At 72.0% G+C, this 15,789-nt stretch carries 13 protein-coding genes; 9 read left to right on the plus strand and 4 right to left on the minus strand.

The annotated features are described in order from the left end of the window. Positions 1-226: 226 nt before the first annotated feature. Positions 227-1,627, plus strand: a complete 1,401-nt coding sequence (locus NON00_RS06550) for a M20/M25/M40 family metallo-hydrolase (RefSeq protein ID WP_256018755.1) — start codon at positions 227-229, stop codon at positions 1,625-1,627. A gap of 139 nt (positions 1,628-1,766) precedes the next feature. Here the strand turns inward: NON00_RS06550 and NON00_RS06555 are convergent, their stop codons facing one another. The 3 genes from NON00_RS06555 to NON00_RS06565 all read right to left on the minus strand — a co-directional run bounded on the left by NON00_RS06555 (position 1,767) and on the right by NON00_RS06565 (position 5,161). Beyond that, complete coding sequence (locus NON00_RS06555) at positions 1,767-3,980, minus strand: bifunctional diguanylate cyclase/phosphodiesterase (RefSeq protein ID WP_256018757.1); 2,214 nt, start codon at positions 3,978-3,980, stop codon at positions 1,767-1,769. Between the two features lie 183 nt (positions 3,981-4,163). After that, complete coding sequence (locus tag NON00_RS06560) at positions 4,164-4,655, minus strand: thioesterase family protein (protein ID WP_256018760.1); 492 nt, start codon at positions 4,653-4,655, stop codon at positions 4,164-4,166. Positions 4,656-4,666: 11 nt separating this feature from the next. Next, on the minus strand, positions 4,667-5,161 hold the full coding sequence (locus tag NON00_RS06565; RefSeq protein WP_256018762.1) for a hypothetical protein: 495 nt from the start codon (positions 5,159-5,161) through the stop codon (positions 4,667-4,669). 274 nt (positions 5,162-5,435) lie between these two features. Between NON00_RS06565 and NON00_RS06570 the strand changes: the two genes are divergently transcribed. The 3 genes from NON00_RS06570 to NON00_RS06580 all read left to right on the plus strand — a co-directional run bounded on the left by NON00_RS06570 (position 5,436) and on the right by NON00_RS06580 (position 8,756). Beyond that, complete coding sequence (locus NON00_RS06570; RefSeq protein ID WP_256018765.1) at positions 5,436-7,070, plus strand: methyl-accepting chemotaxis protein; 1,635 nt, start codon at positions 5,436-5,438, stop codon at positions 7,068-7,070. Then, entirely contained in the window at positions 7,067-8,320 is a 1,254-nt protein-coding gene (locus NON00_RS06575) for a PP2C family protein-serine/threonine phosphatase (protein ID WP_256018767.1), read from the plus strand. The genes NON00_RS06570 and NON00_RS06575 overlap by 4 nt, the downstream gene beginning before the upstream one ends. Before the next feature lie 76 nt (positions 8,321-8,396). After that, entirely contained in the window at positions 8,397-8,756 is a 360-nt protein-coding gene (locus NON00_RS06580; RefSeq protein ID WP_256018770.1) for a cytochrome c family protein, read from the plus strand. A 100-nt stretch (positions 8,757-8,856) separates the two neighbouring features. Here NON00_RS06580 and NON00_RS06585 read toward each other — a convergent pair whose 3' ends face one another. Then, a complete protein-coding gene (locus NON00_RS06585; RefSeq protein ID WP_256018936.1) occupies positions 8,857-11,010 on the minus strand; it encodes an anthranilate synthase component I in 2,154 nt (717 codons plus the stop codon). A gap of 786 nt (positions 11,011-11,796) precedes the next feature. On the opposite strand from NON00_RS06585, the gene ffh reads away from it, so the two are divergent. The 5 genes from ffh to rplS are packed head-to-tail and all read left to right on the plus strand — an operon-like array spanning position 11,797 to position 15,416. Next, a complete protein-coding gene (gene ffh / locus NON00_RS06590) occupies positions 11,797-13,179 on the plus strand; it encodes a signal recognition particle protein (RefSeq protein ID WP_256018771.1) in 1,383 nt (460 codons plus the stop codon). Between the two features lie 56 nt (positions 13,180-13,235). Continuing rightward, positions 13,236-13,577, plus strand: a complete 342-nt coding sequence (rpsP, locus tag NON00_RS06595; protein WP_256018772.1) for a 30S ribosomal protein S16 — start codon at positions 13,236-13,238, stop codon at positions 13,575-13,577. A gap of 23 nt (positions 13,578-13,600) precedes the next feature. Beyond that, a complete protein-coding gene (rimM, locus tag NON00_RS06600; RefSeq protein WP_256018773.1) occupies positions 13,601-14,242 on the plus strand; it encodes a ribosome maturation factor RimM in 642 nt (213 codons plus the stop codon). Continuing rightward, positions 14,239-14,997: a tRNA (guanosine(37)-N1)-methyltransferase TrmD gene (gene trmD / locus NON00_RS06605; protein ID WP_256018780.1), complete on the plus strand. Its 759-nt coding sequence runs from the start codon at positions 14,239-14,241 to the stop codon at positions 14,995-14,997. Before rimM ends, trmD begins: the two co-directional genes overlap by 4 nt. Before the next feature lie 47 nt (positions 14,998-15,044). Beyond that, a complete protein-coding gene (rplS, locus tag NON00_RS06610) occupies positions 15,045-15,416 on the plus strand; it encodes a 50S ribosomal protein L19 (RefSeq protein ID WP_256018783.1) in 372 nt (123 codons plus the stop codon). Positions 15,417-15,789: the final 373 nt, after the last annotated feature.

The following is a 15,789-nucleotide window of genomic DNA, read 5'->3' on the forward strand; positions in this document are numbered from 1 at the left end:
CCGGCGAATTCGTCGGCAGGGTCAGATTTGAATAAGATACAGAGCCTGGCCAGTGGCGGCTGCGGCGGCGGCGGCGTCAGCAGCGCCGCCAGCACGGCCCCCACCCGCACGCGCTGAGGCCCCCGGCCCGCGTGGCCGGGCCCAAGGGCGTTGACGGCAGAGCGGGCCAGGGCCATGCCTGTGCCCCGCAACGGAGCACGGCGACAGCCGTGGGGAGAGGGGGTTCATGGGCACTCGGGATGGCGCGCTGGCGCGCGCGGCGCGCTTCTTCGACGAGGGCGGCTTCCAGGGCCTGCTCGCCGGGATGGTCGCCATTCCCTCCACCTCGCAGGAGGCGGGGCGGGAGCCGGAATTGCGGCGCTACCTCGAGTCGCTGATCCGCCCCTGGCTGGAGCGCATGGGCTTCACCGTGGCCCTGCATGACAACCCCGAGCCCGGCTTCGGCCCCATCCTGGCCGCCACCCGCGTCGAGGACCCCGCCCTGCCCACCGCCCTGCTCTATGGCCATGGCGACACGGTGGCGGGGCTGGCGGCGCAGTGGAGCCCCGGCCTCGACCCCTGGGTGCTGACGCCGCGGGAGGACCGCTGGTATGGCCGCGGCAGCGCCGACAACAAGGGCCAGCACGCCATCAACCTCGCCGCGCTGGAGGCCGTGCTGGCCGAGCGTGGCGGCCGGCTCGGCGCCAATGTGAAGCTGGTGCTGGAGATGGCCGAGGAGCGGGGCAGCAAGGGGCTGCGCGCCTTCGTCGCCGCCCATGCCGCCGCGCTGGCGGCGGATGCGCTGATCGCCTCCGACGGCCCGCGCGTCATGCCGGAGGTGCCGACCATCGCCACCGGCACGCGCGGCACCTGGCATTGCGACCTCGTGGTGTCGCTGCGCGAGGGCGGGGTGCATTCCGGCCACTGGGGCGGTCTGACCACCGACCCGGCGGTGATCCTGGCCCATGCGCTTTCCACCATCATGGACCGCAACGGCAAGATCCTGGTGCGCGACTGGCTGCCGGTGGGCGGCGTGCCGGCGGCGGTGAAGGCGGTGCTGGAAGGCTGCCCCGTGGGCGGTGGCGATGGCGCCGCCACCATCGATGCCGACTGGGGCGAGCCGGGCCTGACGGCGGCCGAGAAGATCTATGGCTGGAACAGCTTCATCGTGCTGGCGATGGAAAGCGGCGTGCCGGCCAGCCCGGTGAACGCCGTGGCCCCCTGGGCCAGGGCGCATTGCCAGATCCGCTACACGGTGGACAGCGACCCGGCGCAGTTCGAGGGCGCGCTGCGCCGCCACCTGGACGCGCATGGGCTGGAACTGGTGCGGATCGAGAAGGCGGCGGTGCGCATGCCGGCCAGCCGCACCGCGCCGGACCACCCCTGGGTGCTCTGGGCACAGGCGAGCATGGAGCGCAGCCTGGGCCGCAAGGTGCAGATCATCCCCAACACCAGCGGCGGCCTGCCGGGCGATGTCTTCGTGGACCATCTCGGCGTGCCGCTGGTCTGGGTGCCGCACAGCTACAATGGCTGCAAGCAGCATGGCCCGGATGAGCACCTGCTGAAGGCCCCGGCGCGCGAGGGTCTGCTGGCCTTCGCCGGGATGTGGTGGGATCTTGGCGAGCCGGGGACGCCGAAGTCAGTGTGATGTCAAGATCTTCTTTTTCTGAAGAAAAAGAAGCAAAAAGACTTTTTCCGTTTAGCGTCCCGCATCAGGCCTGAAGCGGGACGCGAACTGAAAAAGTTTTTTGTTTCTTTTTTTCAAAAAAGAACGCCTCCCTGTCACACTACATTTCCGGTGCTTCCGGGGGCGGCAGGCGCTGCCATTCGCGCTCGGCCTCCAGCAATTCGGTCATGCCGCTGGCGGGCAGGGGCGGGCTGAAGAGGAAGCCCTGGTATTCCTCGCAGCCCTGGGCGCGCAGCCAGTCGAGCTGCGAGAGGGTCTCGACCCCCTCGGCCACCAGATTCACCTTCAGCAGCCGGCCGAGCGAGACGACGAGGGCGGCGATGGACTGTTCCGCCTCCAGCCCGGCGAGGAAGGAGCGGTCGATCTTCAGGCTGTCGAGCGGGTAGCGCTGGAGATAGGCGAGGTTGGAATAGCCCGTCCCGAAATCATCGATGGAGAGGCGGAAGCCAAGCTCGCGCAGCCCGTTCAGCAGGCCGAGGGTGGCGAGGTCGCCGCCCATCAGCATGGATTCGGTGATTTCCAGTTCCAGCCGGCGCGGGTCGCCGCCGGTCTCGGCGATCAGCTCGCGGATGCTGGGGAGGAAATCCGCCTCCTTGAACTGCCGGGGCGAGAGGTTGACGGAGACGATCAGCCCGAAGCCGCGTTCCGCCCAGGCGCGCTGCTGCCGGGCGGCCTCGCCCAGCACCCAGCGGCCGATCGGGCTGATCAGCCCGGTTTCCTCGCAGAGGCCGATGAAGCCGGCGGGGCCGATGCGGCCGTGGCGCGGGTGGTTCCAGCGCAGCAGCGCCTCCGCCCCCAGGATGCGCCCGGTGCGGACGCAGAGGCGCGGCTGGTAGAACAGCTCGAACTGCCGGGCCGCCAGGGCCTGGCGCAGCTCGGCCTCGACCTGGAGGCGCTCGCGCGCGCGGCGGTCATATTCCGGGACGAAGTAGCGCCAGCCATCGCGCCCGGCGGCCTTGGCCTCATAGAGGGCGAGGTCGGCCTGCTTGGCCAGGACATTCACGTCCCGCCCCTGCTCGGGGTAGAGGCTGATGCCGATGCTGGGCGTCACCTGGAGTGGCTGCCCGGCCATGTCGATGGGGCGGGAGAGCAGCTCGCGCAGCCGGGCCAGGGCGTTCTCCAGGTCCGCGCTGCCGGGCGGGCGGCGCAGCAGCAGCAGGAACTCATCCCCGCCGAGGCGGATCACCCCGTCCTCGGCGCGCAGGCAGGCGCGCAGCCGGCCGGCGATCTCGACCAGCAGCCGGTCCCCCGCCGGGTGGCCGAAGGCATCGTTGATATACTTGAATCCGTCGAGGTCGATGAACAGCAGGGCGATGCCGCCGCCCTCATGGTCCGCCAGCTCGCTGATGCGCGCGAACATGGGGTGGAGGGAGCTGCGGTTGGGCAGGCCGGTCAGGGTATCGTGGGCGGCCAGGAACTCGGCCTTGCGCTCGGCCTCCTTGAGGTCGGAGACATCGACCTCGCTGACCAGCCAGGCCGGTTGCCCGGTGGCGGCGTCGCGGCAGCGGTGCAGCGTCACCTCGTGCCAGCGGGCGCCGCGGGCGGTGCGCATGCGGGCCACCACGCGGCCCTGCCCGCGCGTCTCGGCCTCGGCCATGAAGGCCTCGGCCTGGGCCGGGTCCAGGAAGCGGGCCTGCAGGTCCTGCGGGTATTCCGGCAGGGCGGCGCGCGCCGCCGGGTTGCGGTAGAGGATCTGCCCGGTGATGGCGTGCAGGGTGATCATCACCGTGGTGTGGACCAGCGCCTCGGCGCTGCGCAGCGTCTCGGCCTCGGCGCTGAAATCGTCGAGCGCCTCGCACAGCATGGCCATGCGGCCATCGATCAGGCGCTGGCCGCGATAGACCACATGGATGCTGCGCGGCTCGCCGCGCGGGTGGAGGGTCCACAGCTCGATGAAGCTGGCATCGGCGCGGATGAAGTCTTCCTGGTACTGGCGCAGCCGCATGGCGACGACGGGGGACATGTCGCGCAGCATGTCGCGCGCCGCGAGTTCGGCCATGCTGTCGGCGCGCCACAGGGCCAGCCCGGCGGCATTGGCCCAGATCACCCGGCCGCGGTCGATATCGTAGATCCACAGGGCGGTCTTCAGCCGGTCCAGCATCACCGGCTGGCTGTCCGGCGGGCCGGGCCAGGGCGGCGGTGGCGGCAGCGGCGGCGCCGTGCCGACCGGGCCCGGCGTCAGCGGGATGGCGGAGAGCGGGCCGGTGCCCTGCCGGGCCAGGCCGGCCGCGCCGCCCAGATGGCCATGGGCGCCGCCGGGCGTGCCGCCCGGGGGCGGGCCTGCGTCGCCCGGGCTGCCGGTGCGTGCGTTCATGGCCGCCCTCCGCCCGTGGGCGGGAGGGGCGCGGTGGGCCTCCCGGCCGGGCATGGCGCGGCCCGGGACGGGCAATGGCAGGAGGCGGCGGACAGGAGCATGGCGTTTCCAGGGAAGCGCCCTGCTTATCCGCCCAACTCTTAGCGCCCGGTAAAGATCACCGGGGCTCCCCTCAATTTCCCTTCAATCCCGGCGACGCAGCGTGAGACGTTCCGCCGCCGGTCCCGCCGGCGCGGCGGTGAAGGCGGCGCGCGTCTCCGCCGGCCATTCCACCACCCGCCGCTGCCCGAGATCGACGCAGAGGAAGAGCAGCTCGCAGACCGCGCTTTCCCACCCCTCGCCGGCATGGAAGAGGCGGTGGCGCAGCAGCAGGCGCTTGGCGTCATGCGCCAGCACCTCGCTGCGGGCGGCGAGCGGCATGCCCTCGCGCAGCTCGCGCCGGTAGCCCACCCAGCTTTCGGCGGCGAAGGTGCCAAGGCCCCGGGCGCGGAAGCCATCCCCCAGCCCCAGGCCGGGCCAGAGCAGGTCCGTCGCCATGTCGAAGGCCACCAGGTAGTAGGCGAGGTTCATGTGGCCGTAATGGTCCACCCAGCCCGGCAGCACGGGGCCGAGCGGCATCAGGCCGGGCGGCACAGGGCCGGTCAGCACAGGCTCGGGGGCGACGCGCTCCGCCATGGCGCCCGGCCTCAGCGGCAGCCGGGCGGGTTGAGGAAGAGGCCCGCCGCCTGCGGCACCGGCTGCGCGCCGGGGCAGAGCGGGGCGAGGCTCAGGCGCTGCGCATCCTCGCCCGGCAGGGGCGGGGCGGCGCCCACGGGGGTGGTGCGTTCGCGCCGCGCCTTCTGCCCCGGCGCACCCAGGGTGGCGGTGCATTCCTGGCGCTCGCCATCCGGGCGGGTGAGGCGCACCAGCACGCGGCCGCCATTCAGCGGCAGGGCGGCGGTGGCCACCGTGCCGGTGGCGCCCTCCAGGCAGGCGGCGATGGCGGGGGCCGTCTCCGGCAGGAAGCGCGCCCAGCCCTCGCCCCATCCCTCCAGCGCGCTGCCGCGGCCCGTTCCCGCTCCCGTGCCCGCCCCCGCTCCCTGGGCCAGCGCCGGGCCGGGGGCGGCCGGCAGGGCCAGCCCGGCCAGCAGCAGGGCCAGCGCGGCGGTGGGGGAAGGGGCGGGGCGGTGGCGGGCGGGCATGCGCGGTCTTCTCCTGCGGTCGCCGGGCGGGGCGGCACGGCGCGCGGCGGGGTGCCGGCGCGGAGTCGCCCACCCGTCCCCGGCGATGCTGCGCGGCAACGTGACAGCCCGCCCATGCCACGAACCGCCCGCCCTGGCCAGAGCGGCCCCACCCCGGCCTGCCTCAGGCCCCGGCCGGGCGCCACCCGCCCGGCAAGAGCCGGCTTGGCGCCAGGAGAGGTTGGCCGATAGCGTGGGGAGCGATACCCTGACGCGCGCCAGCCCCCGGAGACCCATGCCCGCCTCCCAGCCCGCCAGCCACCCCGCCCCGCCGCCGCGGGCCAGCCTGCGCGGCGGCGCCGGAGAGGTCAGCCGCGCCGCCGCCTGGTTCGGCCGCATAGGCACCCGTGCCGGGCTGGTCTCCACCCTGATGCTCGGGGTGGTGCTGCTGCTCAGCGGCACCGCCCTGGTCACCGACCAGCGGCAGGCCAGCTTCATCGAGCAGATCGGCGTGCGCGACCGGGAGGCGGATGCGGCGGTGGATGAACTGACCCAGCACGTCGCCGATTTCTCGGCCGGATTCGCCAGCGTCATCGCCGGGGTGCTGCAGCCCACCCCCGCCGCCCCGCGCATGGTGCGCGGCGGCGAGCAGATCCTGCGCAGCTTCGCCCGCGTCGATTCGCTGCTCGGCCAGAGCCTCGACCCGCTGCTGATGGGCGGCGGGCGCGACATGGCCGCCCGCATGCCCGAACTGGTCGAGCAGGTGCGCGCCGCCTTCGCCGGCCGTCAGCGCGACCGCTTCGGCCCGCTGCACGAGGAATGGCTGGACTACATGACGACCTATACCCGCGTGGCCAATGCCGCGCGGGACTTCGTCCAGCGCCGCGGCGACCACTCCCTGGCCGAGGCCCGCGAACTGGCCGAGCGCGCCCGCCGCTTCGTCATCGCCGTCACCCTCGCGGGCTTCGCCGGCTCGGCCCTCATCCTCGTCGTGCTGGTCGGGCTGATCGCCCGGCCGCTCTCGCGCATCGCCCGCGCCATGGAGGCGCTGGCGCGCGGCGCCCTGGACACCGAGGTGCCCGAGACCGGCCGCTCCGACCAGGTCGGCGGCATGGCCCGCGCCGTCGTCATCTTCAAGCAGAGCCTGCTCGCCACCCGCCAGCTCACCGGGCAGGCGGCGGAGAATGCCCGCCGTACCGCCATCGCCACCACCCAGGCCTCCGGCGCCATCGGCCAGGTGAGCGACGGCGCCATGACCCAGCTCGCCGAGCTGCGGCAGGTGGCCGAGGCGCTCTCCCAGTCGGCCGAGGCCATCCGCGACGTGGTGCGCACCACCAGCCTCTCCAACGACCGCACGCAGGATGCCAAGGCCCTGCTCGCCGCCAACCTGACCAAGGTGCGCAGCCTGATCGGCCTCGTCGACGCGGTGGGCGACGATACCGAGCGCGTCACCCGCATCGCCGGCACCATTTCCAAGATCGCGACGCAGACCAATATCCTGGCGATCAACGCCGCCATCGAGGCGGCGCGCGCCGGCGAGCATGGCCGCGGCCTCGCCGTGGTGGCGGAGGAGGTGCGGGCACTGGCCGCCAGCAGCGAGCAGCTGGCGCAGGAGATCGCCGATGTCGTCCTGGTCGCCGGCCGCCGCACCCGCGAGGGCAGCGGCACCGCCGCCGCCGTCGGCGAGGATATGGATGCGCTGGAGCGGCTGGTGGCCGACAGCGCCCGACTCTCCGGCGCCATCGCGGTCGCGATGGAAGAGCAGCAGGCCACCGTCACCGACATCCACGCCCGCGTGGGCACCCTGACCCGTATCGGCCAGTCCAACGCGACGGCGGCGGAGGAGATCACCGTGACCATGATCGACCTGGCGAAACTCGCCTCCGAGACGCAGAGCGCGGTGGAAAGCATGGCAGGGCGCGGCGCATGACCGACCGGAACGGACCCGGCACCCCACCCACCCCCCCCACGCCGGGCGGGAATGACGAGGTGGCGCTGCTGGTGGTCGAGGACAGCAGCTTCAACCGCCTGATGCTGAAGCGCCGCCTGGGCGAGCTCGGCTATACCAACATCACCATGGCCGAGGATGGCGAGCAGGGGCTGGCCGCCATCCAGCGCCAGCGCTTCGATGTCGTGCTGCTCGACCTCGAGATGCCGCGCCTCGATGGCATCGCGGTGCTGGAGCAGCTCCACGCCGCGCGCGGCGCCGCGCCGCCGGTGATCGTCATCTCCGCCCTGACGGAGATGGAAAAGATCGTCCGCTGCATCGAGCTCGGCGCCGAGGACTACCTGCCGAAATCCTTCGACCCGCCGATCCTGCGCGCCCGCCTCGGCGCGGTGCTGGAGAAGAAGCGGCTGCGCGACCTCGCCGACCAGCGCCTGACCCTGCTGGAGGCGGAGCTGGAAAGCGCCCGCGCCGCGCAGCTTTCCCTCGTGCCGCGGGATTTCCGCGCCATCGCCCCGGCCGGGCTCGACCTCTGCGCCGCCATGGTGCCGGCGCGGCAGGTGGGGGGGGATCTCTATGACGCCTTCCGCATCGCCCCCCATGTTTCTGCGCCTCATGCCGCGGCCTCGGGCCTGCTGCTGGTGACGGTGGCCGATGTCTCCGGCAAGGGCGCCCCCGCCGGGCTGACCATGGCGCGCAGCCTGGGGCTGATCCGCGCCGCCGCCACCCTGCTCTCCACCGGCGGCGTGGCGCCGGACCCGGCCGCCATCATCGCCCATGCCAATGACGACCTGGCGCGCGACAATGACAGCCAGACCTTCGTCACCATCGCCCTCGCCGTGATCGATGCCGCCAGCGGCGAGGGGCGCATCTGCGTCGCCGGGCATGAGGCGCCCTACCGCCTCTCCGCCGCCGGGGAGGCCCCCCTCGTCGCCTCCCTCACCGGGCTGACGCGCCAGCCGCCGATGGGCGCGCTGGAGGGCTACCCCTATGCCTCGGACCCCATCGCCCTGGCGCCGGGGGAGGGGCTGCTGCTGTTCAGCGACGGCGTGACCGAGGCCGAGGATGCGCGGGAGGAGTTCTTCGGCCGCGCCCGGCTGGAGGCGGCCCTGGCCTCCCAGGCCGCCGCCCCCGCCGCCGCCGTGGTGGAGGCCGTGCTGCGCGCGGTGGAAGGCTTCGTCGCCGGCGCGCCGCAGGCGGATGACATCACCGCCCTGGTGCTGCGCCGGTCTTGATGTCGATCATGGCGTGAGGGGCGCCATGGCAGTCTCCTGGCGCTGGCGCCACGCAGGGCGCCACCCGGAGGATGCCATGACCACCCCATGCCGAACGGCCGCCGCCCTGCTGCTGCTGGCCATGCCCGCGGCGGCCCAGAGCGTCCAGGCCCAGAGCGTCCAGGCCCAGAGCACCCAGGCCCAGAACGCAGATCCCGCCAATGGCCAGGCCGTCGCCGCCCGCTGGTGCGCCAATTGCCACATCACCGCGCCCGGGAGCACCCGCGCCGCCGATGCCGCGCCCACCTTCGCCAGCATCGCCGCACGCCCCGGCATCACCGCCGCCGGGCTGGACGCCTTCCTCCAGGCGCCCCACCCCATCATGCCCGAGCAACCCCTGACCCGGCAGGACAGGGCGGATGTGATCGCCTACCTGCTGGGGCTCAGCTCGAACTGAGAATCAGGCTCTTCGTTCTTTTTTGAAAAAAAGAACCAAAAAACTTTTTTCAGTGAGCGTCCCGCTTCGGGCCTGAGGCGGGACGCCAGACTGAAAAAAATCAGACTGCCACGCTGGCGCGCAGCGTGCGCAGCGCACCCTCGATCAGCGGCATGCCGATCAGGCCCGGGTCGGTCATCAGCGACTCGGGGTGGAACTGCACGGCGGCCAGCGGCAGGCTGCGGTGCTCGATGGCCATGATGACGCCATCCTCCGTCTCCGCCGTGGCCTGGAGGGCATCCGGCAGGGCGAGGCGCCGGGCGTGCAGCGAGTGGTAGCGGCCGACGGTGAATTCCTCCGGCAGATGGGCCAGCAGCCGCCCGCCGCTGCGGCGGATGCGCGAGGGCTTGCCGTGCATCGGCTGGGCCAGCACATCCAGCGCGCCGCCGAAATGCTCCACCATCCCCTGTAGCCCGAGGCAGACGCCAAAGGCCGGCAGGCCGCGCTTCAGCAGCAGGTCGAGCGTCTCGGACATGGCGAAGTCCGCCGGCTTGCCCGGGCCGGGGGAGAGCAGGACGAGATCCACCGCCTCCCCCGCCCGCAGCGCGGCGCGCGCCAGCTCGGGGCGCAGGGTGCGCACCTCCGCCCCCGTGGCGCGGACATAGTTGGCCAGGGTGTGGACGAAGCTGTCCTCATGATCGACCAGCAGCACGCGGGTGCCGGAGGCGGGGCGCGGCGCGGCGGCGGCGGTGGCGGGCTGGGCGGCGCCGGCGCCGCGGATGGCGGCGAACATGGCGCTGGCCTTCAGGCGGCATTCCGCCTCCTCCGCCGCCGGGTCGCTGTCATGCAGCAGGGTGGCGCCGGCGCGCACCTCGGCCACGCCCTCCTTCAGCCGGATGGTGCGCAGCGTCAGCCCGGTGTTCATGTTGCCGTCGAAGGTCATGCGCCCGATGGCGCCGCCATACCAGCGGCGGGCCGAACGCTCCTCCGCCTCGACATGGCGGATGGCCCAGGTCTTGGGCGCGCCGGTGACGGTGACGGCCCAGGCATGGGAGAGGAAGCCATCCAGCGCGTCGCGCTCCGGCAGCAGCGTGCCCTCCACATGGTCCACCGTGTGGATCAGGCGGGAATACATCTCGATCTGGCGGCGGCCGATCACCCGGACCGAGCCGGGGACGCAGACGCGCGACTTGTCGTTGCGGTCCACGTCGGTGCACATGGTCAGCTCGCTCTCCTCCTTGGTGGAGTTGAGCAGGGTGCGGATATTGGCCGCATCCTCCAGCGCGTCGCGCCCGCGCTTGATGGTGCCGCTGATCGGGCAGGTCTCGATCCGGCTGCCCTCGACGCGGACGAACATTTCCGGGCTGGCGGCCACCAGGAACTCGCCCTCGCCCAGGTTCATCAGGGCGCCATAGGGGGAGGGGTTGACGCGGCGCAGGCGCTCGAACAGGGCGCTCGGCGCGTCGGCGCAGAGGGTGGCGAAGGTCTGGCCCAGCACCACCTCGAACAGGTCGCCGCGCGCGAAGGAGTCGCGGGCGCGCTCGACCATGGCGGCGTATTCGCCGGGGCCATAGTCGCTCTCCGGCGGGGCGATGCTGGTGCCGCTGCGGAAGGGGTCGGCCGGGGTGGCGCGCGGCAGGCCGGCGGTGCTGGCGCCCACCCCGCTGAAATCATAGCGGTGCAGCGTGGCGGCGCCGCGCAGATGGTCCACCACCAGGATTTCATCCGGCAGGTAGAGCACCAGGTCGCGCTGGTCCGCCGCGCGCGGCAGGCGCAGCGGCATCGGCTCGAACTGGAAGACGAGGTCGTAGCCGAAGGCGCCGTAGAGGCCGAGATGCGCGTCCTCCGGGCTGGCGAAGAGGTCGCGCAGCGCCCGCAGCACGGAGAAGACGGAGGGCAGGCGGGAGCGTTCCTCCTCCGGCAGGCGCTCCGTGGGCGTCTGCACGGTAAGGGTGATGAGCTCCGGCCCGGCGGCGAAGGCGGCCAGTTCCGGCATGGGGCGCAGCGTGGCGGCGATGGCCGGCAGCAGCAGCGCGCCGCGCGCGTTGAGAGCGGCGATGCGCATCTCCCGCCCGCGGGCGGTGACCATCAGCGGCGGGTCGGAGAAGCCGAGATCCCAGCGGGTATAGCGCCCCGGAAACTCGAAGGAGGAGGAGAGCAGCACGCCGCGCTGGCTGTCGAGCTTATGGGCCAGAAGCTCGCGCGCGCCCGGATAATCGGCCTCGGCGGTGGATCGGTGGACGGTGAGGCCGCCCTGGGTCTGGTAGCTCTGCATCTCGGTCACTCCGGGCGTTGTGGTCGCCTCAGAGGTCCGGGGGGCTTGGGGAGAGTGCAGAATAAAGGCCGCCCGGATCTCCGAGGCGGCCTGAGGATAGGTGAACTACACGGGCCGCCTGTTTACAGGGGCCACCACCAGCGTTGCGAGGGAATGCGCGTGTTCATGTGGGCAGCTTAGGGCGGTTGCACGGCCGGGGGCAAGCGTGAATATCGTAACGAAGCTGGTGCCATCTTCGCGCCTCGCGGGCAGGAGGGTGGCGCGATGGAGCGGGATGGGACTTCGCCCGGGGGGAACCCGGAGTCGCCCCGGGGAAAGGCTTTCCTGGGCCATCTGTTGCAGGAACTGGCGATGGCGCTGCTGGAGGGGGCGATGGATCATCCCCTGGTGGCTCTCCTGGCCGTGTTCGGCCTCATCGCTCTGGCCGGTCTCTTTCTGAGTTGAGCGTGGCTCTTGAGAGGGGCTCCGCCCCTCTCACACTCTCCCCGCCAAAGGCCTGAGGCCTTTGGAAACCCTTTCTGAAGGCGGGTGCAGGGGACCCTGTCCCCTGCCCAAGGGAAAAAATGGGGGGAGTTTGAGGGGGCAAAGCCCCCTCAAGAGAATGGTGGGCATTCTTGGTGCTTGCCTTCGCGGGCGCGCTGGTCTAGGGAGCCGTGTCCGGATCAGTCCGGGCTGATGGTCGGTCGCCTCATGGGGAGGCCCGGCTCCGCCGCTCCGCGAAGGCTCGCGCAGCGGCGCGTTTTGTCATGGGCGGGCGGGTCCCGCGAAAGGAACACGGCGGCCGCGATGTTCGAGGCTCTGTCGGGCAAGTTGAATGGGGTTTTCGACCGGCTGCGCCGCCGTGGCGCGCTGACCGAGGCCGATGTCAACGAGGCCCTGCGCGAAGTCCGCATCGCCCTGCTTGAGGCCGATGTCGCCCTTCCGGTCGTCAAGGACCTGGTCAACAAGGTGCGCGAGCGCTCGGTGGGGCAGGAGGTCATCCGCTCCGTCTCGCCCGCGCAGCAGGTCATCAAGATCGTCCATGACTGCCTGGTGGAGGCCCTGGGCGGTGGCGAAGGCGCCGCCCCCGGCGGGCTGAGCCTGAACGCCCCGGCCCCCATCGCCATCCTGATGGTGGGCCTGCAGGGCTCGGGCAAGACGACCACCTCGGGCAAGATCGCGCTGCGCCTGCGCGGGCGCGAGAAGAAGAAGGTTCTGCTCGCCAGCCTGGACGTGCACCGCCCGGCGGCGCAGCTCCAGCTGGAGACGCTGGCGAAGCAGGCGGGCGTCACCAGCCTGCCCATCATCCCCGGCCAGACGCCGCTGGAGATCGCCGCCCGCGCCCTGCAGGTGGCGCGCGGCGAACTCTATGACGTGGTGATCCTCGACACCGCCGGCCGCCTCTCGATCGACGAGGCGCTGATGGCCGAGGTGGCGGAGGTCAAGGCCCTCGCCAAGCCGCATGAGAGCCTGCTGGTCGTGGATGCCATGACCGGCCAGGACGCGGTGAACACCGCCCGCATCTTCAACGAGCGCGTGGGCCTCACCGGCATCGTCATGACGCGCATCGATGGCGATGCGCGCGGCGGCGCGGCGCTGTCCATGCGCGCGGTGACGGGCGCGCCCATCAAGCTGCTCGGCGCCGGCGAGAAGCTGGAGGCGCTGGAGGATTTCCACCCGGACCGCATCGCCGGCCGCATCCTCGGCATGGGCGACATCGTCTCCCTCGTCGAGCGCGCGGCGGAGACGATCGACAAGGCCGAGGCGGAAAAGCTCGCGGCGAAGATGCAGAAGGGTCAGTTCGACCTGGAAGACTACGCCGCGCAGCTCCGGCAGATCGGCAAGATGGGCTCGCTCTCCGGCATCCTCGGCATGCTGCCGGGGGTGGGGAAGCTGAAGGCCCAGCTCGACGAGGCCAATCTCGACAACACCATCCTCAAGCGCCAGGCCGCCATCATCGGCAGCATGACGCCGAAGGAGCGCCGCAGCCCCGACATCATCAAGGCCAGCCGCAAGAAGCGGATCGCGGCCGGGTCGGGGACGACGGTTCAGGAAGTCAACCGGCTGCTCAAGCAGTTCGACGACATGTCCGCGATGATGAAGCGGATGAACAAGATCGGCCAGAAGGGGTTGCTGCGCGGCGGTTTAGGCGCGCTCCTCCCCGGTGCCGGGGGCAAGCGCCCCTTCTGAAAATGAAGAATGGCAAGCGCCCCTTCTGATCAATCGACCATACTAAGGAAGCAAAGATGGGCCTGAAGATCCGCCTCGCGCGTGCTGGTGCCAAGAAGCGCCCCTACTACCACATCGTGGTGGCCGACAGCCGCTCCCCCCGCGATGGCCGCTTCATCGAGAAGGTCGGCAGCTACAACCCGATGCTGCCCTCCGACCATGCCGAGCGCATCCGTCTGTTCGACGAGCGCATCAAGCACTGGCTGAGCCAGGGCGCCGTGGCGACCGACCGCGTGGCCAAGTTCCTCGGCAAGGCCGAGCTGGCGCCGATGCCGGTGTTCCGCGAGCAGCCGAAGCAGTCCGCCATGAAGAAGAAGGCGCAGGAGCGCGCCGCCGCCGCCGCCGCGGCCGCGGGCTGATCGCTCACCGCTGACTGACGCCCATGCCCGCGCAGCGCATCCTGGTGGGGGAAATCGGCCGGCCGCACGGTGTCCGTGGGCTGGTGCGCATCAATCCCTTCACCGCCGACCCGGCGGCGATCGCCACCTATGGGCCGCTGCTCGACGAGAGCGGCGCCCGCCGCTTCGTGCTGCACTGGCAGGGCAATGGCCTGGCCCGCATCGACGGCGTCAACGACCGTGACGCCGCCGCGCGCCTGACCGGCACGCGCCTCTATGCCGATCGTGACCGCCTGCCCGGGACGGAGGAGGAGGAATTCTACCTCGCCGACCTGATCGGGCTGGCGGTGCGCGATGGCACGCCCAATGGCACGCCCGATGCCATGGGGGCGGTGCTCGGCACGGTGCGCGCGGTGGAGGATTACGGCGCCGGCGCCTTCCTCACGGTGCTCGACGCGGCGGGGAAGGAGCTTCTGCTCCCCTTCACCCGCGCCGTGGTGCCGGTGGTGGCGGTGGCCGAGGGCTATCTGCTGGCCGTGCCGCCGGCGGATGTCATCGTCCCGCCGCAGCCCGGTGAGGAAGAGGCGGCCGAGGCCCCGCTGGCCGAAGCCACCCGCCCGCTGCCGCGCCGGCAGGATGCGCCGAAGCGCAGCGGCCCGCGCGGTGTGCGCGGAGGTGCCGCGTGACCTGGCACGCCACCGCCCTCACGCTCTTCCCGGAGATGTTCCCGGGCACGCTCGGCCTTTCCCTGGCCGGGCGCGCGATGCGCGAGGGCAAGTGGCGCCTGGACACGAAGCAGATCCGCGACTTCGCCACCGACCGGCACCGCACGGTGGATGACACCCCCTGCGGGGGCGGCGCCGGGATGGTGATGCGGCCGGATGTGGTGGACGCCGCCTGCGCCGCCGCCCTGGCCGAGGGGGCGGAACGCCCGCTGGTCTACCTCACCCCGCGCGGACGCCCGCTCGATCAGGCGCTGGTGCGGGAGCTGTCCGCCGGGCCGGGGGTCATCCTCGTCTGCGGCCGCTATGAGGGGCTGGACCAGCGCGTCATCGAGGCCCGCGCCATGCGCGAGGTGTCGGTGGGGGATTTCGTGCTCTCCGGCGGCGAGCCGGCGGCGCTGATCCTCCTCGATGCCTGCGTGCGGCTCCTGCCGGGGGTGATGGGCGGCGCCGGGAGCGCGGAGGAGGAGAGCTTCTCCGACCCGCGCGGCGCGCTGCTCGAATACCCCCACTACACCCGCCCGGTGGCGTGGCAGGGGCGCGCGGTGCCGGAGGTTCTGCTCTCCGGCCACCATGCCGAGGTGGCGAAGTGGCGCCGCGCGATGGCCGAAGCCGCCACGCGCGAGCGCCGGCCCGATCTCTGGGCGCGCCACCAGGGGGCACAGGCAAGGGCACAGGCCGCGGCACAGGTCGGGGCACAGGCCAGTACACAGGATTGAACGGGCGGCCCGCGCCGCCTAAACGGATTGTCGAGAGGACCACAACAATGAACCTGCTGCAGCAGTTCGACGCCGAGCAGCTCGCCCGTCTGGCCGAGGCCCGCCCGGTCCCCGCTTTCTCCGCCGGCGACACCGTCCGCGTGATGGTGAAGGTCGTCGAGGGGGAGCGCACCCGTACCCAGGCCTATGAAGGCGTGGTGATCGCGCGCTCCAACAAGGGCGTGCACAGCAACTTCACCGTGCGCAAGCTCTCCTACGGTGAGGGCGTGGAGCGCGTCTTCCCGCTCTACTCCCCGAACGTGGCCGAGATCGCCGTGCTGCGCCGCGGCAAGGTGCGCCGCGCCAAGCTGTACTACCTGCGTGGCCGCACGGGTAAGTCCGCCCGCATCGCCGAGCGGGCGGTGAGCACCAAGGAGTAAGAGGCCGCACCGGACAGGTCGGCACTCGCCTCTTGAGAGGGGCTTCGCCCCTCTCAAACTCTCCCGACCAAAGGCCTGAGGCCTTTGGAAACCCATCAGGGGGTCACCCCCTGATGGCGGGTGCAGGGGACCCTGTCCCCTGCTGGGGGTGAGGGGGCAAAGCCCCCTCAAGGGCCATGGCTGCCCCCATGGGCGGAAAGCGGGTCAGGCCTGCCCTGGGCAGGCTTGACCGGACCGGCGGCGCATCCAAACATGGAGGCGTTGCCAGACCGGAGGATATCCGGGGGATGCCTCCCCCCGTGATCCCATGCCGGACGGGGTTCCGGGGGATGCCTCCCTCCGTGACGCCAACGCGACCTCCGGGTGGCGGTGG

It is taken from the genome of Roseomonas sp. GC11, assembly GCF_024437745.1.
Lineage (GTDB): Bacteria > Pseudomonadota > Alphaproteobacteria > Acetobacterales > Acetobacteraceae > Pseudoroseomonas.

What these genes read in the sequence shown, in the direction of transcription:
- ffh (WP_256018771.1), top strand. Translation starts at nt 11,797, where the DNA reads ATGTTCGAGGCTCTGTCGGGCAAGTTGAATGGGGTTTTCGACCGGCTG.
- NON00_RS06580 (WP_256018770.1), top strand. Translation starts at nt 8,397, where the DNA reads ATGACCACCCCATGCCGAACGGCCGCCGCCCTGCTGCTGCTGGCCATG.
- NON00_RS06560 (WP_256018760.1), bottom strand. Translation starts at nt 4,655, where the DNA reads ATGGCGGAGCGCGTCGCCCCCGAGCCTGTGCTGACCGGCCCTGTGCCG.
- rimM (WP_256018773.1), top strand. Translation starts at nt 13,601, where the DNA reads ATGCCCGCGCAGCGCATCCTGGTGGGGGAAATCGGCCGGCCGCACGGT.
- rplS (WP_256018783.1), top strand. Translation starts at nt 15,045, where the DNA reads ATGAACCTGCTGCAGCAGTTCGACGCCGAGCAGCTCGCCCGTCTGGCC.
- NON00_RS06570 (WP_256018765.1), top strand. Translation starts at nt 5,436, where the DNA reads ATGCCCGCCTCCCAGCCCGCCAGCCACCCCGCCCCGCCGCCGCGGGCC.
- NON00_RS06565 (WP_256018762.1), bottom strand. Translation starts at nt 5,161, where the DNA reads ATGCCCGCCCGCCACCGCCCCGCCCCTTCCCCCACCGCCGCGCTGGCC.
- NON00_RS06585 (WP_256018936.1), bottom strand. Translation starts at nt 11,010, where the DNA reads ATGCAGAGCTACCAGACCCAGGGCGGCCTCACCGTCCACCGATCCACC.
- rpsP (WP_256018772.1), top strand. Translation starts at nt 13,236, where the DNA reads ATGGGCCTGAAGATCCGCCTCGCGCGTGCTGGTGCCAAGAAGCGCCCC.
- NON00_RS06575 (WP_256018767.1), top strand. Translation starts at nt 7,067, where the DNA reads ATGACCGACCGGAACGGACCCGGCACCCCACCCACCCCCCCCACGCCG.
- NON00_RS06550 (WP_256018755.1), top strand. Translation starts at nt 227, where the DNA reads ATGGGCACTCGGGATGGCGCGCTGGCGCGCGCGGCGCGCTTCTTCGAC.
- NON00_RS06555 (WP_256018757.1), bottom strand. Translation starts at nt 3,980, where the DNA reads ATGAACGCACGCACCGGCAGCCCGGGCGACGCAGGCCCGCCCCCGGGC.